Genomic DNA, 22948 nt, shown 5'->3' on the forward strand with positions numbered 1-22948 from the left:
GCCCTGCGTTTCGTCGAGAGCCTTCCGAGGCCCTGCCTGCCTCGGCGTGGGCGGAGACGCATGGGTGCGTTAAAGGTTGCCGACATCAATCACATGCCTCTCCAGCGCTGCGGCCACCGGACGGGACGGGCGGCCTGTTCCGGGTCAAGGCTCGGGCAATCCTGAGGGCGTAGGCTTTCGCCATCGCTGGCCTTGCGCCACCTCATCCGATTGCCCATGAAACTGTCTGCCCATCCCCTCTGGCTCGTCGGCTTCCGCCCCTTTTTCCTGCTCGCCTGCCTGGCCGGGCTGGCCTTTCCGTTGCTGTGGGCGCTGATGTTCACCGGCAAGCTGCCGGCCCCGGCGAGCCCGGTGAGCGCGCTCCAGTGGCACGCCCACGAGATGTTCTTCGGCTTCGGCTGGGCCGTGCTCGGCGGCTTCCTGCTCACCGCAACCAAAAACTGGGTGCAGGTGCGTGGCTGGCACGGGCCCGCGCTGGTCGGGCTGGCGGCGGCGTGGGTTATCGAGCGCGTCGGCATGGCCTTCGGTGCCGGCTGGCCGCCGCTGCTGTTCTGGCTGTCCAATCTGCTGTTTCTGGCGGCCATCGTCGCGATGCTGCTGTGGACGCTGCTGCGCCACCGCGGGCAGGACAGCTTCGCCGACAATCCCTTTTTCTACGTCGTGCTGCCGGCCTTTCTGGCCGCCAAGCTGCTGGTGCTCGACCAGCCCCATTTCCATGCCGGCGTGACGATGGCCATCGGCCTGTACCGGATGGCCTTCCTGCTGATGCTCGAGCGCACCCTGACCCAGTTCATGAAGGGGTTGTTTCAGGTGGAGGTTCTGCGCAAGCCCTGGCTCGACGGCGCGATCAAGCTGCTCGGGCTCGCGCTGGTGTTCCAGGCCTGGCTGCCGGTGCTGCCGGCGGCGCTGCTCCTCGGCCTGCTGGCGGCGCTGCTGGCCGCCCGTTTCGTGGGCTGGCGGCCGGATCTCGGCTTCACGCGCATCGATCTGGCGGTGATGTTCCTCGGCTATCTGGCCATCGTCGCCCAGTTGCTGGTCGAGGCCGCTGGCCTGCTCGGCGCTGGGGTTTGGGTGGGCAGCGTGTCGGTGCATCTGTTCACCGTCGGCGTGATGGGGCTGATCATCCCGGCGATGTTCGTGCGCATCTCCAAGGGCCACACCGGCCGCAAGGTGGTGTTCGACGCCGGCGACAAGCTCGTGCTGTGGATCATGCTGACGGCGCTGGTGCTGCGCGTCGTGCTGCCCCAGCTCGTGCCGGCGGCCTACGGGCGCTGGGTGCACCTGTCGGCGGGGGCATGGTTCCTGGGCTTCGGCATCCTCGGCCTGCGCCTGCTGCCGCGCCTCATCGCCCCGCGCATCGACGGCAAGGAGCATTGACCCGGGCGCCTGACCCGGATCAAGGCGGCCGCCGCGCGCCGCCGCCAAGCTGCCGTTTTCCGACCCGAGGAGGCCCGATGCACTACCCAGAATTCTTCGATGCCGTGCCGCGCATCCGCCTGCGCGACCCGTTGGCGGAGTTCCTCGGCGCCTTCGAGGGTGGCGTCATCGAATACGCCTACCTCGACGCGGTGCGCCTCGCCGGCCATTCCTGCCCCACCGTCGCCAGCGCCTACTGGCTCACCCGCCAGGCGCTGCGGGCGCTCTACGGAGACGCGCTGCCGGAGCGGGGCGGCGTGCGGGTGGCCTTTTGCGAGCCCGCCACGGCCGGCGTCACCGGCGTCATCGCCAACGTGGTGAGCCTCCTCACCGGCGTCACCACCGACACCGGCTTCAAGGGCCTCGCCGGGCGCTTCGACCGCCGCAATCTGCTGGCCTTCGACGCCCACCAGCCCCTCGACCTGCGCTTCACCCGCGTCGACACCGGCGCCGCCGTCGACGCCGTGGCCCACCTGCGCCAGGTGCCGGCCGACCCGCAGATGGCGCCCTTGATGCAGGCCTGCATCAAAGGTGAGGCCAGCGCGGATGAAGCCCGCCACTTTGGCCAGCTGTGGCAGGACCGGGTGCGCCGGGTGCTGCTCGAGCACGGCGACGATCCGCAGATCTTCGTCATCCGCCCCGCCGCCTGAGCGCCAGGAGGATATCGTGACCCACCCCTCAGCTCACCCCTCAGACGACCCGAACCCGCCCGGCGACAAGCCGTGCAGCTCGCCGCCCTGTTACGCGGCCGAGTTCCCCGGCTACTTTGGCGACGGGCCCGCGCAACAGGTTGTCGACGGGCTCAACGCGCTGCTCGAAGCCGAGCGCGCCGGGGCCCGTGTGCTGGCGATCCTGCGCGACAGCGTCGATGCCCGCTCGCCCCTCCACGACCTGCTCGGCGCGCTTCAGAAGGACGAGGGCGCCAACGCCGTGCAGCTCTATCAGACCCTCCGCCGCCTCGGCGGCGCGGCCTCCCACGAGACCGGCGCCTTCGTCGGCAAGACCCTGGCCATCGAAGGCCTGGTGCCGCGCCTGCGTTTTGTGAACAAGGGCCAGGCCTGGGTGGTGCGCAAGATCGACGAGTTGCTGCCGGCCATCACCGACGCCTACGCGCGGACGATGCTCGAGGAGATGCGCCGCTCCCACTTGGCCAACATCGACGCCTGCGAGGCCGCCCTCGACGGGCTGCCGGCAGGCTGAGACGGTTGCGCTTGTGGGGCGAGGTCTGCTGCGCTGGGTGGCTCGGCCTGGCACGTCGCCCTGAGCACCCCCACGGCCTGGCGTTTCGCTCAGCCCACCCCCCGGGGGTAAGGAAACATGGGGCGGCCCTGCGATTTCTTGAGAGACGCCGGAGGCGGGTGGTGTGGCTGATTGCGTGAGTCCACGCTCAGCGCGCGTCGAACCCCTCCCCGGCCCTCCCCTTGTCAGGGGAGGGAGGCTTCTCGAGCGTGCTTACCTTTACAGCCGCTCCTTCGCCACCCGCCGCAGCAGGGCGCCGAACAGCAGGGTGGCGGCCAGCGTGGCCAGCACACAGCCCTCCCAGAAGCCCGCCACCGACGGCGCTCCAGCTCGCCAGGGGGCGTGGAAGCTCAGCCAGTAGCCGCCCGACAGCCCTATCCCCCAGAAGCAGAAGGTGTGCAGCAGCATCGGCAGCAGGGTCACCTTGTAGCCGCGCAGGGCGTGGGCGGCCACCGTCTGCAGGCCGTCGAAGCCCTGGTAGAAGCACAGGTAGAGCACCAGCCCCAGCGCCACCGCCTGCACCGCCGGGTCGGTGGTGGATAGCGTCACCAGCGGCTCCCGCAGCAGCCACAGCAGGATGCCGAGGAGCACCGCCAGCCCGCCGGCGAGGCCCATCCCGAGCCGGGCGGTGAGGCGTGCCCGCGCCGGGTCGTTGGCGCCGACGGCCTGCCCGACCAGCACCATCGTGGCGATCGACAGGGCCAGCGGCAGCATGTAGATCACGCCGGTGAAGTTGGAGATCACCCGGTGGCCGGCCACGGTTTCAACGCCCAGCCGTGCCACCAGGATCGCGATGAGGGTGAACGAGCTGATGTCGATGAAGGTGGATAGCCCCATCGGGCCCCCCAGCCGCAGCAGCTTGCCCAGCTCACCCGGGTGGGGCGCCTGCCAGCCACTGAAGATGCGGTATTGCCGGTAGGCCGGGTTGCGCGCCAGGTAGGCCAGCCCGCAGCCGAGGGCCAGCCAGTTGATGATCGCCGTCGACACCCCGCAGCCGGCGCCGCCCAGCTCCGGCAGGCCCGCCGCGCCGTTGGTGAGCGCCCAGGCCAGCGGTAGGTGGATGCTGGTGACGATGGCGCTGATCGCCATCAGCGCCCGCGGCCGGCCCACCGCGTTGTTGAAGGCGTAGAACGCGCGGTAGAACAGCAGCGCCGGCAGGCCCGCGGCGGTGGCCGCCAGGTAATCGCCAGCCAGCGCCGCCACGTCGGCGGGCACCTGGGCCAGGGCCAGCAGCGGGGCGGGCGCCAGCAGCATCGCCACCCCCGGCAGCGCCAGCATCGCGGCCAGCCAGAAGCCCTGCTGCAGGGCCGGGCCGATCTCTGCGTGGCGGCCGGCGCCCACGTGGTGGGCCACGGTGGGCGCCACCGCCTGCAGGATGCCGCCCAGCAGCATCACCACCGAAATGTAGAAGCTGCTGCCGATGGCCACCCCGGCCAGGTCGAGGGTGCCGTAGCGCCCGGCGATCAGGGTGTCGGCGATCATCATCGCCATCGACAGCAGCTGGGCGATGAGGATGGGCCAGGCGTGGTGGAACAGCTGGCGCACGATGGCGCCAGCGGAGGCGGGGTGAGCGGTCAAGGGGCGGGCCGGGTCAGCGGTGCACCAGCACCGGGATCTTGGAATGGGTGAGTACCTTCTGGGTCTCGCTGCCCAGCAGCAGCGCGCCGATGCCGCGGCGGCCGTGGGAGGCCATGAAGATCAGGTCGCAGCCATGGTGGGTGGCGGCGGCGATGATGCCGTCGTGCACCGTCGCGCAGGGCGTGGCGACGGCCTCGGCCGTGACGCCCGCCGCCGCGGCCTCGGCCACCAGCGGGTCGACGATGGCCCGGCCCTGCTGCTCGGCGGTGGCGATCAGGCGCTCGCGGGTGCCCGCGTCGGTGAGGCCGTAGCCCTCGTGGAAGGACACCGGGTGCTGCGGCAGCGCGGCGAAGAAGGTGATGCGGGCGCCGGTCTCGCGGGCGAAGGTGATCGCGTGGGTGGCGGTGCGCCGGGAGAGGTCGGAGCCGTCGGTGGGAACGAGCAGATGCCTGAACATGGGGGTCTCCTTGGTGTGCTCAGTTGGCGTTGGCGAGGGCCTGGAAATCGCGCTTTTCCATCAACCACGATACGCCGAAGCCGGCCACCAGGCCCCAGAAAGCGGCGCCGATGTTGAGGATGCCCAGGTCGGCCACCGTGACGCACAGGCTGATCAAGGCCCCCAGCGTGAACTTGCCGCCGCCGAACGACGCCACGAAGGCGCCCTGCAGCACCCGCAGCATCGCGAGGCCGCCCAGCACCATGATGTACTCCTTCGGCGCGGCCAGCATCAGCCCGGTGAAGGTGGGCGCCATCAGCCCGAACAGCACGCCGAAGATGCCGAAGGTGAGGGCCGCGGTGTATTGGCGGTGATGCTCGCCCGACGAGGTGAGGAGCGCGTTGGTGGGGCCGGTGAGGCAGCTGCTCACGGCACCGACCATGGCGCTGAGCGCCGCGCCGATGCCCGACACGAAGGCGATGGTGTTGACCGGCGGCTGGTGCTTGACGGCCGACAGCACCGCCACGCCCTGGCCGTTCTGCACCACCAGCACGGTGATCGCCAGCGGCACGACCAGCTCGACCAGCGCGCCGATGCTCCACACCGGCGCCTGCACCACCGGCGCGGCGAAGGCGAAGCTATGCACCACCGAGGCATCCACCCGGCCGAGCAGGCCGATGGCGATCGCCCCCACCACCAGCGCGCCGATCACCGGCGGAATCCGCTTGCCCCACACGGTGCTGGCCGACAGCAGCAGGAAGGCCACCACCATCGGGCCGGCGATGCCGACGTCGCTGTGCAGCGCCCGCACCAGGTCGAGCCCGAAGCGCAGGAACACCCCGGCCACCATGCCCATCACGATGGGCATCGGCAGCGACGACATCAGCCGCTTGACCCAGCCGCTGGCCCCCAGCACCAGTATCAGCGCGCTGGTGGCGTAGAAGGCGCCGATCACCTCGGCAAAGCTCAGGTGCTGCAGCGCCGGCCCCACCAGCACCGTGCCGGGGATGGTCCACGCGAAGCCCAGCGGCGACTTGTAGCGCCAGCTCATGGCGATGGTGATGAGCCCGTTGATGAAGAACACCCCGAACACCCACGAGGCCAGCTCGGCCTGGCTGAGCCCGCCGCGGGTGCCCACCGACAGGATGATGGCCACCGGCCCGGTGGCCGAGAAGATGAAGCCGATCAGGCCGTTGGCAAAATAGGTCAGGCCGAAGTCGGCGAAGATCTGGCGCAGGCCGGGGGTGCGGGCGGTTGGGCGTTCGAGGTGGGCGAGCATGGCGCTTCCTTTTGTTTTATGAATTCAGCGCATCACGGCCGGGGAGACGGCCATGGCGGGCGTGGGCTTGCGGGTGGTGAGCAGGATGCCGCCGAACACCAGCGCCATCCCCGCGTAGTGATACCAGGCGGGCGTTTCGCCCAGCACCAGCGCCGACAGGATCGACGCGAACACCGGCATCAGGTGGATGAACAACGAGCCCACCGCCGGCCCCACCTGGGCCACGCCGGCGTTGAAGCACACGAAGCCCAGAAAGGCCGCCACCACGCCCGCATACAAGATGCCGGCCAGCGAGCCGGCGTGGAGATTGATCGCCGCGCCGGTGGACAGCTCCCAGGCGTACATCGGCGCCATCACCGCGAGGCCCACCACGATGAAGGCCGCCAGCAGCAGCATCGGGTGCACCCCCTGGGGGCGCCACTGCAGGAAGGCCGTGTAGAGGCTCCACGAGAACACCGCTAGCAGCATCCACAGGTCGCCGGTGTTGAGCTCGAGGCCGAGCAGTGTGGCGATGCTGCCGCGGCTGATCAGCAGCACCACCCCCACCAGCGAGATCAGCCCGCCGATCACCTCGGGCCGCGCCAGGCGCCGCCCGAAGAAGGCCAGCGCCAGCACGCTGGTGACCACCGGGATGAAGGAGTTGAGCAGGGTCGCGCTGGTGGCGGTGGTGTATTGCACCGCCACGTACGAGAAGGTGTTGTAGCAGCCCACCCCGAACACCCCCAGGAAGACCACCTTCTTCCACGCCGCCCGGAGCAGCGGCCACTGGCTGCGCAGGTGGGGCAGCGCCAGCGGCAGCACGCAGCAGAAGGCCGTGACCCAACGCCAGAAGGCCAGCGCCACCGGCGGCAGGTCGGCCCGCAGGCCACGGCTCATCACCATGTTGCCTGCCCAGAACAGCGAGGTGAGGGCGAGCAGCAGGTAGGGGTTGAAGTGGGGGCGGCGCATGGGTTCAGGGCTCGTTGATCAGTGTGTCCGGCGGCACGGCGGCAAGGGGGCAGCGTGCCTTCGGGGGCAAGGCTGCGCATTCTGGTTGTTTCTGGAGGGGGAATAAAGGTGTGAGGAGTGAAAACACTGTTCGATTCAATCGAACAATCCGGCTGGTCGAGAGCGCCGTCGTACCACTCGTGGGCTGCCCGGACAGCACTCCTGAATACAACATTGGTATTTTGCGGGGTGCTCCGGCTACAATCGACGGCGCGCCATCCGGCGCCCACATAAACCTGTCGTCATCACCCCGGAGCCCACCCGCCATGCGCCAGAACATCGCCTCCCTCGTCATCGACGCCGAAACCCTGAAGGCCATCGATGGCACCCTCGCCACCCTCGAGAAGCAACTCGAGGATTTCATCGAGCTGTCCGCCGAGCAGCGCCGCGAGCTCCTCAAGCTGGGGCCCAAGAGCGAGGTCTTCTGCCGCGAGACTCTCTCGGTGATGGAGCGCAGCCCCGGCGCGCTGCCCGGCGACTTCGACATGGACGCCGTCCGCGAAGACCGCGAGGCCCTCGACCAGGTGCGCCCCATCCTGTCCCGCCTGCGCATGCTCACCTCGCGTGCCAACGACACCGAGATGGCCCTCGGCAGCGACCTCTACAAGGCTGCCCTCGAAGGCTACCGCTTCGCCCGCGCCAGCGGCGCCGGGGCGCTGCTGGACGAACTGAAGGCCCAGGCCAACCCGCGCTTCAAGAGCAACCGGAAACGCAAGGGTTCCGACGACGACAACACCCCCACCTGAGCCCCACCGCCGGAGGGCGTCTGGCCAGCCCCCGGCCCGACATCCCCGGCACATCGACCTTGATGCAAAAACACTCGACATCGACCCTTGGAGGGTCGATGTTCATCTTCGGAGGGTCGATATCGAGGCTCGGAAGGTCGATGTTCATCCTCGGAAGGTGGATGTCGAGGCTCGGAAGGTCGATATCGAGGCTCCGAAGGTCAATGTCCATCTTCCGAGGGTCGATCTCGAGGCTCGGAGGGTCGATGTCGAGGTTCGGAAGGTCGATGTCGATCCCCTGAACCTCGCCCCCCCCGGCGCGGTGGGCGAGGTGCTTCCCGGGCCGCAGCCCGACACCGCCTCCCATCGTTTTTCGCGCCGCTCTTCCGTGCGGTCGTCGGCCTCGACTCCAGCATCGACCAGATCGCAAACACCACCCCCTGGCGAGCGCGTCACCTGTGGGTGCGCACCGGCCGAACAACTCCACCTCGCCGATGGCAGCGCCAGCCTGATCACCGTCGCCCAGGCCGCCCATTGGTTCGACCTGCCCGCCTTCTACCGCGAGGTTCGTCGGGTGGGCGCGCCGGGCGGCGTAGTGGCCCTCATCAGCTACGGCGTGCTCAATCTGGAGCCAGCCCGCGATGAGCGCTTCCGACCTGAATCGGGCCCGCCCGCCGGCGACGTCGCGGGCTACGCTTGCCCGGACGCGCCTTCCGCCTCCAGCCACCCCCGCACTTCCGCCGCCGGCAGCGGGCGGGCAAACAGGTAGCCCTGCGCGGTGTCGCAGCCGAGCTGGGTGAGGAAGCGCAGCTGCTCGTCGGTCTCGACGCCTTCGGCGACGACGGTCTTGCCGAGGCCGTGGGCGAGGGCGATGGTGCCCTGGACGATGGCGGCGTCGTCGCCGCCGTGGGTGATGCCGGCCACGAAGCTGCGGTCGATCTTGAGCTCGGACACCGGGAAGCGCTTGAGGTAGGACAGCGACGAGTAGCCGGTGCCGAAATCGTCCACCGAGATGCCCACCCCCAGCTCGGCCACCCGCAGCAGCAGCTCGGCGACGAAGTCGGGCTTGTGCATGGCGGTGGATTCGGTGAGCTCGATCTTGAGCAGCTGCGGGTCGAGCCGGCTGTGGGCGAGGGCGTCGCGGATGGTGTCGACGATGGCCATGTCGGCGCACTGCCGCGACGAGACGTTGATGGCCACCGGCACCAGCGTGAAGCCCTCGGCGGACCAGCGGGCCAGCTGGGCGCAGGCTTCGCGGATGACCCACTCGCCAATGCTGCGGATGTAGCCGCTCTCCTCGGCGGCGGGGATGAACTGGTCGGGCGGGACCAGCCCGAAGCCGGGGCGGCGCCAGCGGATGAGCGACTCGAGGCCCACCAGGCGCCGCCCGCTGAGGGACACCTGGGGCTGGTAGAAGAGCTCGAACTCGCCATTGGAGAGGGCCCCGCGCAGGGCGCTCTCGGTGCTCAGCCGGTCCCGCGACCAGACGTTCATTTCGGCCGAATAGAAGGTGAAATTGCGGCCGCCGTCCGTCTTGCCCTGGTACATGGCCTTGTCGGCCATCGACAGCAGGGTGTCGGCGTCCTGGCTGTCGTCGGGGCCGATGCTGATGCCGATGCTGCAGGCGAGGAGCAGGCCGCGCACGTCGACGCTGTCGATCTCCTGGTCGAGCAGGGCGATGAGCTTGCCGGCGATGTCGGCCACCGAGCGGCGGTCGGCAATGCCGTCGAGGAGCACGATGAACTCGTCGCCGCCCCAGCGCGACACGGTGTCCTCGGCGCGCACCGCGGCCAGCAGGCGCCGGGCGACAGCTTGCAGCACGAGGTCGCCGCAGTGGTGGCCGAGGCTGTCGTTGATGCGCTTGAAGCGGTCGAGGTCGATGAACAGCACCGCCACCACGCTGCCCGAGCGGGCGCTGCGGGCGATCGCCCGGTGCAGGCGGTCGAGCAGCAGGCTGCGATTGGGCAGGCCGGTGAGGGGGTCGTGGGTGGCCTCGTGGATCAGGCGAGTGGTGGAGGCGACGCTCTCGGTGACGTCGTGGAAGGCCAGCACGGCGCCACCCTCGTCGCTGTCGATGGGGGCGAGGGTGACGGTGAGCATGTGGCGGGCGCCGCCGGCGCCGGCCCAGGCCAGCGGGCCGGCGAGCTGGAACTGGCGGCCGCTGGCGATGCAGCGCTGGATGAGCGCCTCGAGCTGCCCGGCGTCGGCGGTGAAGCGCACCAGTAGGGGCGCGAGGGGCTGCCCGCCGAGCTCTGCGAGGCCGGCCCCGAGCAGCGCCTCGGCCACCGGGTTGATGAACAGGATGTTGCCGCCGCGATCCACCGAGACCACCCCGTCGGCGATCGAGCGCAGGGTGGCGTCGGCCTGGTGGCGGGCCCGGCGCAGGCTGCGGCGGGCGTCGATGTGGCGCAGCACCAGGGACAGCAGATGCCCGCCCAGGATGCCCCCCGCGGCGGCGGCGGGCGGCAGCCAGAGCTGCGCCTCGCGCAGCAGCAGGCCGCTTGCCGCAAACGGCAGCAGCAGCCCGCCGGCGGCGAGGGGGATCTGGATAGCCCGGCGCTCGGTGCGCAGGAGCATCGCCGCCAGCAGCAGTAGCAGGGTGGCGGCGAGGGTGAGGGCCGGCGTGGCGGTGCTGTAGACGCGCCCGGCCAGCAGGGCCTGGTAGGCGCGGGCGTGGAACTCGACGGCGGGCATCGGGTGCCCGTTGGCGGCGTCGGGGGTGGCGAGCCCGGCGTCGAGGCCGGCCGCCATCGCGCCCACGAAGACCGCCTTGCCGGCCAGCGCGCCGGCCAGGGACGGCGCGCGCAGGACGTCGATGTAGGAGTAAACCGGCGGGGCGTCGCGTTGCTGCGGGTAAGGCAGCAGCATTTCACCGTCGCGCACCCATTGGGTGGGCGAGGCGATGATGAGGCCCACGGCCTGGGGCGTGGGCGGGGGGCTCGCGCTGGCCGGCCGGGTGGCCTCGGCGACAGCCACCGACAGGGCCGGCCAGTGGGCGCTGCCGAGGCCGGCGTGGCGGAAGGTGCGGCGGACGAGGGCGTCGGCGTCGAGCTCGACATCGACATGGCCGAGGGCGGCCGCCCCGGCGGCCAGCGCCGGCAGCGGCAGGAGGGCCTGCACGCCGCGGCCGACGGGGGCTTCGGCCGGCGCCACCGGCAGGCTCACGCGGCCCGAGCGGGCGAGGGCGGCGGCGAGCTGGGAGTCGCCCGCGCCGGGCTCGGCGAACAGGATGGACACGCCGACCGCCGCAGCGCCGGCTTCGCCGAGCCGGTCGAGCAGGCGGCCGTGCACGTCGCGGTCCCACGGCCAGCGGCCGAGGGCGGCGAGGCTGGGCTCGTCGATGGCGACGATGACCGCCGGCGGCTCGGCCGCGGGGGCAGGGGCCACCAGGGGCTCGAGGCTGTCATACAGCAGCAGGTCGAGGCGCTCCAGCGGGCTCGGGTTGGCGAGCGCCGCCAGCGCGGTCGGGACGATTACGAGAAGCCAGCCCGTGCGCGCCTGCAACCACCGGCGGATGGGGGACCTCGGGCTCACAGCACGAAGAGGAGTGCGGGCAGCACGAGCAGCATGGTTTTCCAGTAATCCCGCGGGATCTCGATCTGTTGCGGCTTGCCCCACGGCCCGGGCGGGCTGCCGGGCTCGAGGCTGCGGATGCGCACATGGTGGACGCCGGGGGCGGGCGCTTCCATCGACAGGGCCGGGGCGTCGGTCTGGAGGTCGTGCTCGGGGGCGGCGAAGGCCGGGTCGGTGCTCAGCTGGACCTGGTAGCGGTGGTCGGCGCCGCTGGCCCGCCAGCGGAGCTCGAGGCTGCCGATGCCGAGCCGGGGCGGTTCGGCCTGGGGGCCGGGGGGCGGCCGCCGGAAGGCTTGCGGGTCGGAGAAGGGGCCGCGGCCCTCGGCGGCGGTGGTGACGGCGACGCGCCAGAAGTAGGCGCCGGGGGCGAGGCCGTCGGGCAGCGTGAACTGGGCTTCGGCCAGGCCGTCCCGCTCGGCGACGCGCTGCTGGAAGCCGGCGTCGGTGGCGAGCTGGAAGTGGTACTGGGTGGCGTCGGCGACCTTCGCCCAGCTGAAGGCGGGGGTGTCGTCGGTGACGACGCTGCCCCCCGCCGGCTGGCTGGGGAAGGGCGGTTCGGGGCGGGCGTCGATGACGATGGTCCGCTCGGCGTCGAAGCCCTCGAGGCCGTTGTCGGCGATGGCCCGCACGCGGATGCGGTGCACGCCGTCGGGGAGCTCGGCCGGGGCGCGGGCCTGGGGGCGGCTGGCGAGCTGGTCGGATTCGATCACCGAGAAGCCGGCCTCGGGGGCGAACTGGCTTCGGTAGCGGACGGCGCCGGGGACGGCGGGGAGCTCGAGGCTGGCCGGCAGGCGGTCGATGCGCTCTGGCAGGGCGTCGAGGCGCGGCGCGGGCAGCAGGGCCTGGGCGGCGCCCGGGGCCTGGCCCGCCGGGGCGCTGACGCCGGTGCCGGCCTTCATGATGCTGCGGCCGGCGCGGTTGCGCAGCTCGACCTCGCCTTCGAGGGTTTCGGTGCGCAGCACGCGGCCGGCTTCGGTGACCCGGAAGCGGGTGCCGCGCACCGCGGTGACGCCGGACGGGGTGTCGATGATGAAGCGCCCGCCGCTCTTGCGTTTGTCGGTGATCTTGTTCTCGACGTAGCCGCGGAGGAGCTCCATCTTGATCTGCCCGCCCGAGGAGGCTTCGATCTGGCGGGCGGTGCTGAGGCGCAGCTCGGTGTCGGGGCCGACGAGGCTGCGGCTGCCGTCGGGCAGCAGCAGGGTGAGGCTGCCGTTGGCGCCGGTGCGCAGCAGGCTGCCCTCGACGATGGTCATGCCGCGCTCAAGTAGCTGCGCGGCGCCGCGGTTGAGCACCTCGACCTGGCCCTGGAGGTCGGTGATCCGCACCGGGCGCGCGCGGCTGCGCAGCCAGCCGGCCGGAATGCGCAGCTGGGTGCCGGGCGGGATGGTGTCGGGGCTGATGATGCGGTTGTACTGCTGGAGCTGCGGCCAGTGGTCGATGGACTTGAGGTAGCGGGTGGTGATGTTCCAGGGGCTGTCGCCGGCGCGCACCACGTAGATGTAGTCGTCCGCAGCGCTGGCCGGCCCGGCGGCGCTAAGGAAGAGGGCCAGGGCGGCGAGCGGGCGGCAGAGCGCCCCGCGCCGGAAAACCGTGGTGGGGGCAGGCTGAGCCGCGCCAGTGGAGGGTGCTGCGCTGAGGGGGTCGTGAAACTGCACGCTGTGTCTTCTCTACGTGTTGATCGTCGGGAAAGGCGGAGGGCCTGTGGCGGCCAGGGCTGCATTATTGATGAAGTCATCATCATATGTGGAATTTTGTTTCATGACCCGCTTCGGGTATTGCCGGGCGCGTGCCGTTCAGCCCGGCACGAGGCGCACCACGAGATCCCGCAGCCAGCTGACGGCCGGGTCGGCGTGGTTGCGCGGGTGCCAGGCCATGCCGAGGCGGAAACCCTTGTCGTCGTAGGGCAGCTCGAACATGTCGAGGGCCCCGGCGAAGCGCGTCATCAGCGTGGCGGGGAGGGTGCAGACGTAGTCGGAATTGCGCAGGATTTCGGGCACAAGCATGAATTTTTCGACTGAAAGCACCACGTTGCGGCGGCGCCCTAGCTTGTCGAGGGCCTCGTCCACATAGCCGCTCAAGCGCCCGCCGATCTCGGCGACGAGCACATGCTGCAGCGTGCAGTAGGCGTCGAGGTCGAGGGGGCCGGTGCCGCGCGGGTGGCCCTTGCGCTGGGCCATCACGAAGCGACCGTCGATGAGCGGGCGGGTCTTCATGTTGTCGGGCACCAGGCGTTCGGTGGCGATCAGCAGGTCGACCTCGCCGCGCTCCATCTGGTTGGCGATCAGCGCCACCTCGGGGGTGCGGAAGGCGATGCGCACGCCGGGGCCAGCGTGGGCGGCGAGCGTCTCGATGAGCGGCAGGCCGATCACGGTCATCGCGTTGTCGTTGGCGGCGATCTGGAAGGTGCGCACGTCGGTGAAGGGGTCGAAGCTCGGCTGGTGGCAGACCACCGCCTCCAGGTCCTTCAGCGCCGAGCGCAGTGGCGCGCCCAGGGCCAGCGCGCGGGCGGTGGGCGTCATGCCGCGGCCGGTCTCGGCGGGCAGCAGCAGGGGGTCGCCGAAGATATGACGCAGCTTGCCGAGCTGGGCCGACAGGGCCGGCTGGCTAAGGTGGAGGCGCTCGGCGGCGCGGGTGACGTTGCATTCGGCCAGCAGCGCGTCCAGCGAGACGAGCAGGTTGAGGTCGATCCGGCGCAGGTCGGTGGGGTGGATGTCCATGAGTGATCTGCTGTGGTTATGGGTCAAATACGGATTATAAATTTCAAATATGGGTAGGGGCGCCCTAGAATGCAATCCATATCAGAGGCCGCCGCCATCCTCCCGAACCCGGGAGCGCGGCGAGCCCGGCAAGAGAGGACCGCAAAATGGACATCGTCGAAACCCTTCGTGTGAACCCCGAGCACATTGCGCTGCGCGATCAGGCGGCGGACGAGATCGAGCGCCTGCGCGTCGAGAACGAGCTGTTCCGCCGCGCGCTCAAGTCGGCCGATCAGGCGATCGCCGCGGCCCCGATCTGGCACGTCCAGCACCGGGTGCTGAGCGAGGTGATCGGTGGGCTCAAGAAATCCCTCGGCCAGCTGCGCCAGGGCCGCAGCGGCTGCCCGGCCTGAACCACCGCAACGCACTGGACCGGCCGGCGCGTGTTGCCCGACAATCGCCCGCTGCTGACACCCCAACCGAAAAGGATCGCCGAATGAGCTACCCCGACACCCAGTTGCTGATCGATGGTCAATGGCAGGACGCCGCCGATGGCCGCACGCTGCCCGTCTTCAACCCGGCCACCGGCGCCGAGATCGGCCGCGTTGCCCACGCCGGCATCGCCGACCTCGACCGGGCGCTGGCGGCCGCGCAGAAGGGCTTCGAGGCCTGGCGCGACGTGCCGGCCATCGAACGCGGCCGCATCATGCGGCGGGCGGCGGGGCTGATGCGCGAGCGGGCCGACGGCATCGCAGCGGCTCTCACCCAGGAAAACGGCAAGCCGCTGGCCGAGGCGAAGATCGAGACGATGGCCGCCGCCGACATCATCGAGTGGTTCGCCGACGAGGGCATGCGCGTTTATGGCCGCATCGTGCCGACCCGCAACCCGGCCGTGCGCCAGCTGGTGGTGAAGGACCCGGTGGGCCCGGTGGCGGCCTTCACGCCGTGGAACTTCCCGATCAACCAGGCGGTGCGCAAGGTGTCGGCGGCGCTTACCACCGGCTGCTCGATCATCGTCAAGGCCGCCGAGGAGACTCCGGCGGCGCCCGCCGCGCTGCTGCGCGCCTTTGCCGATGCAGGCGTGCCGGCCGGCGTGATCGGCCTGGTGTATGGCAACCCGGCCGAGATTTCCGGCCACCTGATCCCCCACCCGGTGATCCGCAAGATCAGCTTCACCGGCTCGACGGTGGTGGGCAAGCAGCTCGCCGCGCTGGCCGGCCAGCACATGAAGCGCGTCACGATGGAGCTGGGCGGCCACGCCCCGGTGATCGTCGCCGAGGACGCTGACCTCGAGCTGGCGGTGAAGAGCTCCGGCGCGGCCAAGTTCCGCAACGCCGGCCAGGTGTGCATCTCGCCGACCCGCTTTCTGGTGCACGAGAGCATCCGCAACGACTTCGCCGCCGCGCTGGCCCGCCACGCCCAGTCGCTGAAGGTGGGCGACGGCCTCGCCGAAGGCACCCAGATGGGCCCGCTGGCCAACCCGCGCCGCATCGTCGCGATGGCCGGCATGCTCGAAGACGCGGTCCAGCGCGGCGCGACGGTGGCCACCGGCGGCGCGCGCATCGGTGAGGCGGGCAACTTCTTCGCGCCCACGGTGCTCACCGACGTGCCGCTGGATGCCCGCGTCTTCAACGACGAGCCCTTCGGCCCGGTGGCGGCGATCCGCGCCTTCAATACGCTCGAAGAGGCCATCGCCGAGGCCAACCGCCTGCCCTACGGCCTCGCCGCCTACGCCTTCACCCGCTCGCTGAAGAACGCCCACCTGCTCAGCCAGCGGGTCGAGGCGGGCATGTTGTGGATCAATCAGCCCGCGCTGCCGCTGCCCGAGATGCCCTTTGGCGGCGTCAAGGACTCCGGCTACGGCTCGGAGGGCGGCCCGGAGGCCCTCGAGGCCTACCTCAACAGCCGCGCGGTGTCGATCGCCAACGTCTGAGTGTCCTGCCGGCCCGCCACTGCGGGGGGCCGGCCCCAGCCTTGTTTCAACCTAGAAGCGGCAGTTGACCGCTTTCTGTAGCCTCGAAAACCGCATGACCACTTGCGATAGTGCCTTCGCCGACGCCCACCCGGAGGGTGAGCGCGCTACACGCCCGCTGGTACGCCTGGGCGGGCGCCTGGCTTTGTCGCTCCGCCTTGCAGGCACGAGCCTGCAGCGTTGTCGCTTCGCGCCAGACACCCGCCCAGACGCACCAGCAGGCGCGTCCAACTACCGTTTCTAGGTTCAACAGGAAAGCCCAAAATGGAAGCCACCACCAACATCCCCGCCAGCGCTCCGGCCGTGCCCGGCCACGTCACCCGCATCGCCCGCCGCCGTGCCCGGCCAGGCCAGGAGGCGGCCTACGAGGCGCTGGTCCGCGAGATGTTCGGCCAGATGCGCGCCAGCAAGGGCTTTCTGGCGGCTGACCTGCTGCCGCCGGAGGCGCCGGGGGGCGACTACCAGGTGGTGATCAACTTTGCCTCCGAGGCCGATCTGGCGGCCTGGGATGCCTGCCCGGCCCGCGCCGCCATCCATGCGCGGATGCGCGAGGTGGCCGAGGCCGAGCCCGAATACCGCAGCCTGTCGGGCCTGGAGGCCTGGTTCGCGCCGGCGGTGGTGCCGGCCTCGATGCACCCGCCCCGGGTTCGCATGGCGGTGGTGACCTGGCTGGGGATCTTCCCCACGGTGTCTTTCTTCCTGTACTTCGTGCTGCCCTACCTGCAGGGGCTGCCCTTCCTGCCCCGCACGGCGCTCCTCACCGGGCTGATCGTGATGACCATGACCTGGGTGGTGATGCCGCGCCTGACCCGCTGGATGAGGGGTTTCCTCAACCCCCACGCAAAAAAATAGGCGGTGTTCCAGCCGCCGCCGGGGTGCGCGGAGGCGATCCTTGATGACTGTCAATCGTCGGAATAATTTGCAGCGCAGCGTGCCTCGATAAGCCTGTAGGGTTCGGGATGGGCGTGCTGTCGTCTTGACGGGCGCCATCTACGGGAGCATGCACGATGGAGCTGGCGATGAAGTCGATGGGCGTAATGGGTTCGATGGTGCCGCCATCGACCGAGCTCAAGGGCAGCGTGCCGGGCAACCGGGGCATCTGGGTGGGCATCCTGTGCGAACTCGCCGAGTTTGCGCTGATGTTCCTTGCCTACGCCTGGTTCAAATACACCCATCCGGAAGACTTCCACCGCGGGCCGGCGATGCTCTACACCGCCTGCGGCGTGGCCAACACCGTGACGATGCTGACGAGCGGCTACTTCGCGGTGCGCGCGCTGCTGGCGATCCAGCGCAACGACCGGCGCAGCGCCCGCAACTGGCTGATCGGCACCTTGCTTGGCGGGCTCGCGTTTCTCGGCATCAAGGCCTGGGAGTTCAGCTGGAACATCGACCACGGCGTTGTGGGCACCGGCAACAGCTTCGTGGCCATGTACTACTACCTCACCTTCAATCACCTGGTGCACGTGGTGTGGGGCTGCCTGGGCCTGATCTGGGTGATCCTGCGCAACGAGTTCGGCGCCTACAGCGCGGAAGACCACGAAGGCCTGGAGGCGGCCACCCTTTACTGGCACGCCACCGACCTGGCCTGGATCGTGATCTTCCCGTTGCTTTACGTGCTGCGCTGAGGAGGGCCGAGCATGGACACGCAAGAGAAACGCGTCACCCTGGTGTGGCTGGCGCTGGTGGCATTGACCCTCGGCAGCGCCTGGCTGGGCGAGGAGGGCTTGCCGGTGGTGGCCACCGCGCTGGTGGTGGCGCTGATCGTGGCGGCGAAGGGCCTGCTGGTGATCCGCCACTACATGGGACTCGAGGAGGAGGGGTCGCGCCTGCGGAGCGTGATGCGCCTTTATTTTGTGGTGGTGCCGGCACTCATTCTGGTGGCCGGCGGCACGAGCTGGCTGGCAGCCTGAGGTGTGCTGCCGGGCGTGCGCGTACCGGGTGCTTCCAGCTGCCCTTGTCAAAAGGGATAAAAACATTCGACGCGCGTGAAATGCCTTGCTATTGTTTGAATCAGCGGACCTCTTCCTGGCCGCCTTTCACAAATGGAGCGCGTCAATTGGGCACTAAGCTTTATGTGGGCAACCTTGCCTACAGTGTGGACAAGGGTCATCTTGAAGAGATGTTCGCCGACTTCGGGGCCGTGGTTTCGGCCCAGGTGATCATGGATCGCGAAACCAACCGCTCCAAGGGGTTCGGTTTCGTCGAAATGAGTTCCGATCAGGAGGCGCAGGCGGCCATCGCCGCCCTCAACGGCAAGAACGTCGACGGTCGCAACCTCACGGTCAATGAAGCGCGCCCGCAGGAGCCGCGGAGTGGCGGCTTTGGCGGCGGCGGCGGTCGTCGTGGCCCCGGCGGTGGAGGTGGTGGCGGTGGTGGCTTTGGCGGTGGTGGCGGCCGTCGCGGGCCCGGCGGCGGTGCCGGCGGTGGTGGTTATGGCGGCGGCGGTCGTTACTGATCGTTCCACGCCCTTGCGGATGCCCTGATCGCGGGGTGCGCCGGTTTCGCCCGGTGCCCTCTTTGCGTCATCTGGTGGTGTCTGCTCATAAAAAACCCGCGTGAGCGGGTTTTTTTGCGCCCGTGCTCCGGCGGAGGTTCAGGCGGCCTCGAAATGCTCCAGCATCAGCTGGATGCCGGCGACCCCGTTGTACTCATTCACCGCCAGCCGGAAGGCCGCGTGGATGTTGGGGGCCGCTGGGTCGGCATGGTTGAACTGGATCGCGTCGATGCGGGTGTTGCCCTTTTTCAGCTGCAGCTTGAGGTGCTTGTCCTTCAGGATGCGCTGGTTCTCGACCCGGAAGGTGTCGTCGAAGACCGGTGGGGCGAAGCCCTGGCCCCAGATCTCGCGCTCCAGCAGGCGGGCGGTTTCGAGGTTGTAGAGGCTGTCCTCGAGGGCACCGTCGGTTTCGAGGCGGCGGGTGAGGTCGGCCGGGTCGATGAGGCCCTGTACCACGCTCTCGAAGATCGCCTCGAAGCGGGGCAGGTCGGTCTCGCGGATCGTCAGGCCGGCGGCCATTGCGTGGCCACCGAACCTGAGGATGAGATCCGGTGCTTGCTTGGTGACGAGATCCAGTGCGTCGCGCAGGTGCAGGCCGGGGATGGAGCGCCCGGAGCCCTTGATCTCGCCGTCGTTGCCCCGCGCAAAGGCGATGGTGGGGCGGTGGAATTTTTCCTTGATCCGCCCGGCCAGGATGCCGATCACGCCCTGGTGCCACTCGGGCTGGAAGAGCGTCAGGCTGGCGTGGCTGCCGGGGTCGATGCTGTCGAGGCCGGCCATCGCCTCCTGCTGCATGTCGGCCTCGATGGCGCGGCGCTCGCGGTTCAGCTTGTCGAGCTCCTGGGCGATGTTGAGGGCGCGGCCCATGTCGTCGGTGATCAGGCACTCGATGCCCAGCGACATGTCGGCGAGGCGGCCGGCGGCGTTGAGGCGCGGGCCGAGGGCGAAGCCCATGTCGAAGCTGGTGGCGCGGGTGGCGTCGCGGCCTGCCGCCGCGAACAGCGCGCGGATGCCCGGCTGCATGCGGTCGGCGCGCATCCGCTGGAGGCCCTGGGCCACCAGGATGCGGTTGTTGTGGTCGAGCTTGACCACGTCGGCGACGGTGCCCAGCGCGACGAGGTCGAGGAGCTCGGCCAGGTTGGGTTCGGCCTTGCCGGCGAAGGCGCCGCGCTCGCGCAGCTCGGCGCGCAGGGCGAGCATGGTGTAGAACATCACGCCGACGCCAGCCAGCGCCTTGCTGGGGAAATCGCAGCCGGGCTGGTTGGGGTTCACGATCACGTCGGCCTCGGGCAGCTCGTCGCCGGGCAGGTGGTGGTCGGTGATGACGGTGGCGATGCCGTGGTCGCGGGCGGCGGCGACGCCCTCGACGCTGGCGATGCCGTTGTCGACGGTGATCAGCACCTCGGGCTCGAGGCCGGTGGCGAGCTCGACGATGGCCGGGGTGAGGCCGTAGCCGTACTCGAAGCGGTTGGGCACGAGGTAGCCCACGTCGGCGCCGAAGGCCCTGAGCGCGCGGATGCCCACCGCGCAGGCGGTGGCGCCGTCGCAGTCGTAGTCGGCGACGATGACCATCCGCGCGCCGGCCTCGATGGCGTCGGCGAGCAGGCGGGCGGCGTCATCGACGCCCTTCAGGCGGGCCGGCGGCAGCAGCGACTTGAGGCTGTAGTCGAGCTCGTCGCGGCTCTGGATGCCGCGGGCGGCGTAGATGCGGGCGAGCAGCGGATGGGTGCCGGCTTCGATGAGGCGGGTCACGGCGCGGGCGGGCGCCGGGCGGGGCAGGATGCGGGTCATGGATTCTGTGCTTGTACTTGCGGGGCGGTGGCGAGCAGCTCGGCGAGGGGCCGCGGCTTGCGCCAGAACTTCCACAGGCCGCTGGCTTCGACTTCTATCTGCAGGCTGTGCTTGTCGCCGGGGGCGCTGATGACGAGCCGGCGGATCTGCTTGGCCTTGAGGGCGGCGAGGAGCGGCGCGAACCAGTCGCGCTCGAGGGCCTCGAGTCCGGCCAGCCAGGCGGTGGTGTCGTGGCGCAGGGCCGGCAGATGCAGGCTGTCTACGTGGGCGAAGCCGCCCTCGGCGTGGGGCCGGAAACGGTCGGCCGGGGCGACGGCTGCGCCAGCCGTGCGGGCCAGACCGCGGGTGAAGGGCGCGTCGGCCTGCACCTGGCGCGCGGGGGACCGCAGCGGCATGTCCCGGGGGCCGGCGCCCCACAGCCACACGCCGTTGAGGGTGCGCTGGCCGGCGGCCTCGCGGGCGGCATTCACCGGGTGGTTGTAGAGCCACACCTCGATCTCGTTGGTGAGGCGGGCCCAGCGGGCGATGTCGTTGCCCTCGGGCATGAACAGCTGCACCGGGCGGCCATTGACGTCGGCGAGGGGGTGGAAGAAGGGCTGGGGCTCGTCGGGCAGGGCCAGGTACCAGCGCTCGGGGGTCGGAGCCTCGAAGCGGCCGATGTCGGCGAAGGTGTCGTTGAGGCCTTTGATGAGCGCGTCGGCTTCGTCGCGGCGGATGGCCAGCATGCTGGCGTCGGCCAGGAGCAGGTGCTCGCGGGCGAAATGCAGATGCACCGGGTCGACGCACAGCCAGTGGGCGTCTGCGCCGGGCGGCGTGGCTTCGCCGGCGCGGCGCAGGCCGGCGTAGGGCAGGCGGCTGGTCTCGAGCCCGAAACGGGCGGCGAGCCAGGTTTCGGGGGCGCTTGCGGGCAGCCAGCTGTGGCGGGCGTGGCCCAGCAGCGCGGCGAGAGCCGGCAGCGCGGGCAGGGCCGCAGATGGGCCGATGGCCCAGCCGAGACCGGGCAGAACGAGGTGAAACTGCATGGGCAGTGGGCCGTGAAGATCAGGTAAGTGCCGGATAGGAAAACGAAAATCCGGGGCGCGAGTCTAGCAGCCCGGCGGGCTTAAAGGAAATCGACGAAACCCTCTGCTGTCCAGTCGGATCTTCACCCCGACGCCCCATGCGCGACAGGCTGCGCGGAGGGGGCCAGAGGGCCTCGGTCAGCGCCCGTCCCGGACGTCGACGATGGCCGAACCGAAGGCGGTGGAGCAGCGGCGGGCCTGTTCCATGCCCATGTTACGGGTTTCGCTGCGGGTGCAGGCGGGGCTGTTGTCGCCTTCGATCACCTCAAGCGGCAGGTCGCGCAGGGTGCGCCCGTCGGCCGGGGCGGTGGCGAAGGCGCCGTTGCCGCCGAAACCCGCCCGCAGAAAGTTGCGCGGCGCTTCGCTGACGAGGGCCAGGATGCGTTGCCGGCCGGGCGGCAGTGCGACGGTGGCCTGGCCGCCGAAGCGTTCGAGCGAGGCTGCCGCAACCGGGTGGACCAGTGTGAAGCCGCTATCGTCGGCTCCCAGCACATAAAGATAGCCGCCCGCCGGGCCGCTGACGGTGAGCTGGCGGGCGCCGCCGGTCGGGGTGGCGACCACCCGGCGGTCTTCGCTGCGCTGGGCGTGGAGCGCCTGCAGCAAGTCGGCCGGGCGGACCGGGCCGGCGCCGCTCCCGGGGGCTCGTGTAGGTGCGGGGGCCAGGGCCGGGTTGCCGGCGAGGCTGAGCTGCTGGTGCTTGCCAGGGCGGGCGTCGAGCTGTTTCTGGGCGCAGCGGCGCCAGTCTTCGCCGCCGGGGAGGCCGCTGCCGCTTTCCAGCGGGGCGCTGCCGTCGAGGCAGGCGAGCAGGGCTTGGGTGGCGAGGCCGCCGCGGCTGTCTGCGAAGGCGTTGCCGCCGGGGCGGTTGGCGCGGATCACCAGCATGTTGTGGCCGGCCGGCATCGCCCGTGGGGCGTCGCCGCGGCAGGGGGCCGCCACGAAGCGCCCGGTGAGGCCGGCGGCGGGAGGCAGGCCCTCGCCGCGGCCGGTGTCGGTGAGCACGACCAGCCGGCCGGCCTTCTGGGCGAGGGTGGTGGCGTAGCGGGCCAGCTCGTCGAGGCCGAAGGCCTGGCCGGAGGGGGTGAGCACGCTCTCGACGCACTGCCCGCCCTGGCTGGTCTGGCTGCCGAGGCCGGAGATGTAGAGCAGGGCGCGGTCGCCGTGGCCGATGCGGCCGTCGAAATGAGCCAGAGCCTCGCGCAGGCCGTCGGGGGTGGCGAGGGCGTCGGCGGTGGGCTGCTGGATGTTGGCGTCGGGCACGCCCATCACGCGGGCGATGGCGGTGGCACTGGCGGCGTCGGGGCCGCTCGCACCGCCGAGGGGCAGGATCAGGGCGTGATTGGTGGCACGGGGGAGGCTGCGGGGCTGAGCGTTGGGCAGCGCTGGCGCCGCGGGCATGGCGGCGGTCGCCTGCAGGGCGGTGAAGGCTTCGCTGGCGCTGAGGTCGAGGTCGCGTTCGGCGATCCAGCCGCTGCGCATGCCGTCGGCCTCGACCTTGATCCAGTCGCGCCGGGTTTCGAGCACGCGCACGCTGGCCCGGCGGCGCATCTCGATGATGCTGCGGGCGCCCGCATCGGGCTGCTCGCGCAGCGCGGTGGCGTGGGTGACGGTGGCGGTCTGGGCGCTGGCGAGGGGGCTCGAAACCAGCAGGGTCAGGGCGAGGGCGAAACGGAGCCTGTGGATCATGGGGACTTCCGGCACAGA

General features: G+C 70.5%; 21 protein-coding genes. 11 read left to right on the forward strand and 10 right to left on the reverse strand.

The window, feature by feature from the left end; genetic code table 11:
* Positions 1 to 216 precede the first annotated feature (216 nt).
* The 3 genes from ZRA01_RS08865 (at position 217) to ZRA01_RS08875 (ending at position 2616) form a co-directional block, all read left to right on the forward strand.
* A complete protein-coding gene (locus ZRA01_RS08865) occupies positions 217 to 1377 on the forward strand; it encodes an NnrS family protein (protein ID WP_141351360.1) in 1161 nt (386 codons plus the stop codon).
* Positions 1378 to 1454: 77 nt separating this feature from the next.
* Positions 1455 to 2066 (forward strand): hypothetical protein, encoded by a 612-nt coding sequence (locus ZRA01_RS08870; RefSeq protein WP_141351362.1) that lies wholly within the window; start codon positions 1455 to 1457, stop codon positions 2064 to 2066.
* Positions 2067 to 2082: 16 nt separating this feature from the next.
* Positions 2083 to 2616 (forward strand): DUF6306 domain-containing protein, encoded by a 534-nt coding sequence (locus ZRA01_RS08875; RefSeq protein WP_141351364.1) that lies wholly within the window; start codon positions 2083 to 2085, stop codon positions 2614 to 2616.
* A 258-nt stretch (positions 2617 to 2874) separates the two neighbouring features.
* On the opposite strand, the gene ZRA01_RS08880 is transcribed toward ZRA01_RS08875, so the two are convergent.
* From ZRA01_RS08880 to ZRA01_RS08895, 4 genes are read right to left on the reverse strand one after another with little or no spacing between them, the layout of a single operon-like run.
* Positions 2875 to 4233 (reverse strand): MATE family efflux transporter, encoded by a 1359-nt coding sequence (locus tag ZRA01_RS08880; protein WP_281279864.1) that lies wholly within the window; start codon positions 4231 to 4233, stop codon positions 2875 to 2877.
* Between the two features lie 13 nt (positions 4234 to 4246).
* Entirely contained in the window at positions 4247 to 4690 is a 444-nt protein-coding gene (locus ZRA01_RS08885; protein WP_141351366.1) for a universal stress protein, read from the reverse strand.
* 19 nt (positions 4691 to 4709) lie between these two features.
* On the reverse strand, positions 4710 to 5948 hold the full coding sequence (locus ZRA01_RS08890; protein ID WP_141351368.1) for a benzoate/H(+) symporter BenE family transporter: 1239 nt from the start codon (positions 5946 to 5948) through the stop codon (positions 4710 to 4712).
* Between the two features lie 24 nt (positions 5949 to 5972).
* Positions 5973 to 6896, reverse strand: a complete 924-nt coding sequence (locus ZRA01_RS08895; RefSeq protein ID WP_141351370.1) for a DMT family transporter — start codon at positions 6894 to 6896, stop codon at positions 5973 to 5975.
* Positions 6897 to 7201: 305 nt separating this feature from the next.
* Between ZRA01_RS08895 and ZRA01_RS08900 the strand changes: the two genes are divergently transcribed.
* Together ZRA01_RS08900 and ZRA01_RS08905 are read left to right on the forward strand one after the other, a co-directional pair.
* The gene (locus ZRA01_RS08900; RefSeq protein ID WP_141351372.1) at positions 7202 to 7681 is read left to right on the forward strand and encodes a hypothetical protein; all 480 of its coding nucleotides are present in this window, start codon (positions 7202 to 7204) and stop codon (positions 7679 to 7681) included.
* A gap of 157 nt (positions 7682 to 7838) precedes the next feature.
* A complete protein-coding gene (locus tag ZRA01_RS08905; RefSeq protein WP_218028688.1) occupies positions 7839 to 8429 on the forward strand; it encodes a class I SAM-dependent methyltransferase in 591 nt (196 codons plus the stop codon).
* Here ZRA01_RS08905 and ZRA01_RS08910 read toward each other — a convergent pair.
* The 3 genes from ZRA01_RS08910 to ZRA01_RS08920 all read right to left on the reverse strand — a co-directional run bounded on the left by ZRA01_RS08910 (position 8351) and on the right by ZRA01_RS08920 (position 13950).
* Positions 8351 to 11164 (reverse strand): EAL domain-containing protein, encoded by a 2814-nt coding sequence (locus tag ZRA01_RS08910; protein WP_246093484.1) that lies wholly within the window; start codon positions 11162 to 11164, stop codon positions 8351 to 8353. The two genes, ZRA01_RS08905 and ZRA01_RS08910, sit on opposite strands and share 79 nt — an antisense overlap.
* Positions 11165 to 11190: 26 nt before the next feature.
* Positions 11191 to 12888: a FecR domain-containing protein gene (locus ZRA01_RS08915; protein WP_141351376.1), complete on the reverse strand. Its 1698-nt coding sequence runs from the start codon at positions 12886 to 12888 to the stop codon at positions 11191 to 11193.
* Between the two features lie 138 nt (positions 12889 to 13026).
* Positions 13027 to 13950: a LysR family transcriptional regulator gene (locus ZRA01_RS08920; protein WP_141351378.1), complete on the reverse strand. Its 924-nt coding sequence runs from the start codon at positions 13948 to 13950 to the stop codon at positions 13027 to 13029.
* Positions 13951 to 14096: 146 nt separating this feature from the next.
* Here ZRA01_RS08920 and ZRA01_RS08925 point away from each other — a divergent pair, with 146 nt between their 5' ends.
* From ZRA01_RS08925 to rbp, 6 genes are all read left to right on the forward strand, one after another.
* A complete protein-coding gene (locus ZRA01_RS08925; protein ID WP_141351380.1) occupies positions 14097 to 14342 on the forward strand; it encodes a hypothetical protein in 246 nt (81 codons plus the stop codon).
* Positions 14343 to 14425: 83 nt separating this feature from the next.
* Positions 14426 to 15862: an NAD-dependent succinate-semialdehyde dehydrogenase gene (locus tag ZRA01_RS08930; RefSeq protein WP_141351382.1), complete on the forward strand. Its 1437-nt coding sequence runs from the start codon at positions 14426 to 14428 to the stop codon at positions 15860 to 15862.
* A gap of 303 nt (positions 15863 to 16165) precedes the next feature.
* Complete coding sequence (locus ZRA01_RS08935) at positions 16166 to 16753, forward strand: antibiotic biosynthesis monooxygenase (protein WP_141351384.1); 588 nt, start codon at positions 16166 to 16168, stop codon at positions 16751 to 16753.
* A 155-nt stretch (positions 16754 to 16908) separates the two neighbouring features.
* The gene (locus ZRA01_RS08940) at positions 16909 to 17526 is read left to right on the forward strand and encodes a cytochrome c oxidase subunit 3 family protein (protein WP_246093493.1); all 618 of its coding nucleotides are present in this window, start codon (positions 16909 to 16911) and stop codon (positions 17524 to 17526) included.
* A gap of 12 nt (positions 17527 to 17538) precedes the next feature.
* On the forward strand, positions 17539 to 17811 hold the full coding sequence (locus tag ZRA01_RS08945; protein ID WP_141351385.1) for a cytochrome C oxidase subunit IV family protein: 273 nt from the start codon (positions 17539 to 17541) through the stop codon (positions 17809 to 17811).
* A 146-nt stretch (positions 17812 to 17957) separates the two neighbouring features.
* On the forward strand, positions 17958 to 18356 hold the full coding sequence (gene rbp, locus ZRA01_RS08950) for an RNA-binding regulator (protein ID WP_141351387.1): 399 nt from the start codon (positions 17958 to 17960) through the stop codon (positions 18354 to 18356).
* Positions 18357 to 18494: 138 nt separating this feature from the next.
* Here rbp and recJ read toward each other — a convergent pair whose 3' ends face one another.
* From recJ to ZRA01_RS08965, 3 genes are all read right to left on the reverse strand, one after another.
* Positions 18495 to 20186: a single-stranded-DNA-specific exonuclease RecJ gene (gene recJ, locus ZRA01_RS08955; protein WP_141351389.1), complete on the reverse strand. Its 1692-nt coding sequence runs from the start codon at positions 20184 to 20186 to the stop codon at positions 18495 to 18497.
* Positions 20183 to 21208, reverse strand: coding sequence for a hypothetical protein (locus tag ZRA01_RS08960; RefSeq protein ID WP_141351391.1), 1026 nt, complete (start codon positions 21206 to 21208; stop codon positions 20183 to 20185). Before ZRA01_RS08960 ends, recJ begins: the two co-directional genes overlap by 4 nt.
* Before the next feature lie 177 nt (positions 21209 to 21385).
* Positions 21386 to 22930 (reverse strand): SH3 domain-containing protein, encoded by a 1545-nt coding sequence (locus ZRA01_RS08965; RefSeq protein ID WP_170182930.1) that lies wholly within the window; start codon positions 22928 to 22930, stop codon positions 21386 to 21388.
* Positions 22931 to 22948 lie beyond the last annotated feature (18 nt).

This window comes from Zoogloea ramigera, from assembly GCF_006539865.1.
Taxonomy (GTDB): Bacteria; Pseudomonadota; Gammaproteobacteria; order Burkholderiales; family Rhodocyclaceae; genus Zoogloea; species Zoogloea ramigera.

Coding starts and splice junctions, on each gene's coding strand:
- ZRA01_RS08865 (WP_141351360.1), top strand. CDS start 217: ATGAAACTGTCTGCCCATCCCCTCTGGCTCGTCGGCTTCCGCCCCTTT.
- ZRA01_RS08870 (WP_141351362.1), top strand. CDS start 1,455: ATGCACTACCCAGAATTCTTCGATGCCGTGCCGCGCATCCGCCTGCGC.
- ZRA01_RS08885 (WP_141351366.1), bottom strand. CDS start 4,690: ATGTTCAGGCATCTGCTCGTTCCCACCGACGGCTCCGACCTCTCCCGG.
- ZRA01_RS08890 (WP_141351368.1), bottom strand. CDS start 5,948: ATGCTCGCCCACCTCGAACGCCCAACCGCCCGCACCCCCGGCCTGCGC.
- ZRA01_RS08895 (WP_141351370.1), bottom strand. CDS start 6,896: ATGCGCCGCCCCCACTTCAACCCCTACCTGCTGCTCGCCCTCACCTCG.
- ZRA01_RS08900 (WP_141351372.1), top strand. CDS start 7,202: ATGCGCCAGAACATCGCCTCCCTCGTCATCGACGCCGAAACCCTGAAG.
- ZRA01_RS08920 (WP_141351378.1), bottom strand. CDS start 13,950: ATGGACATCCACCCCACCGACCTGCGCCGGATCGACCTCAACCTGCTC.
- ZRA01_RS08925 (WP_141351380.1), top strand. CDS start 14,097: ATGGACATCGTCGAAACCCTTCGTGTGAACCCCGAGCACATTGCGCTG.
- ZRA01_RS08930 (WP_141351382.1), top strand. CDS start 14,426: ATGAGCTACCCCGACACCCAGTTGCTGATCGATGGTCAATGGCAGGAC.
- ZRA01_RS08935 (WP_141351384.1), top strand. CDS start 16,166: ATGGAAGCCACCACCAACATCCCCGCCAGCGCTCCGGCCGTGCCCGGC.
- ZRA01_RS08940 (WP_246093493.1), top strand. CDS start 16,909: ATGGAGCTGGCGATGAAGTCGATGGGCGTAATGGGTTCGATGGTGCCG.
- ZRA01_RS08945 (WP_141351385.1), top strand. CDS start 17,539: ATGGACACGCAAGAGAAACGCGTCACCCTGGTGTGGCTGGCGCTGGTG.
- recJ (WP_141351389.1), bottom strand. CDS start 20,186: ATGACCCGCATCCTGCCCCGCCCGGCGCCCGCCCGCGCCGTGACCCGC.
- ZRA01_RS08960 (WP_141351391.1), bottom strand. CDS start 21,208: ATGCAGTTTCACCTCGTTCTGCCCGGTCTCGGCTGGGCCATCGGCCCA.
- ZRA01_RS08965 (WP_170182930.1), bottom strand. CDS start 22,930: ATGATCCACAGGCTCCGTTTCGCCCTCGCCCTGACCCTGCTGGTTTCG.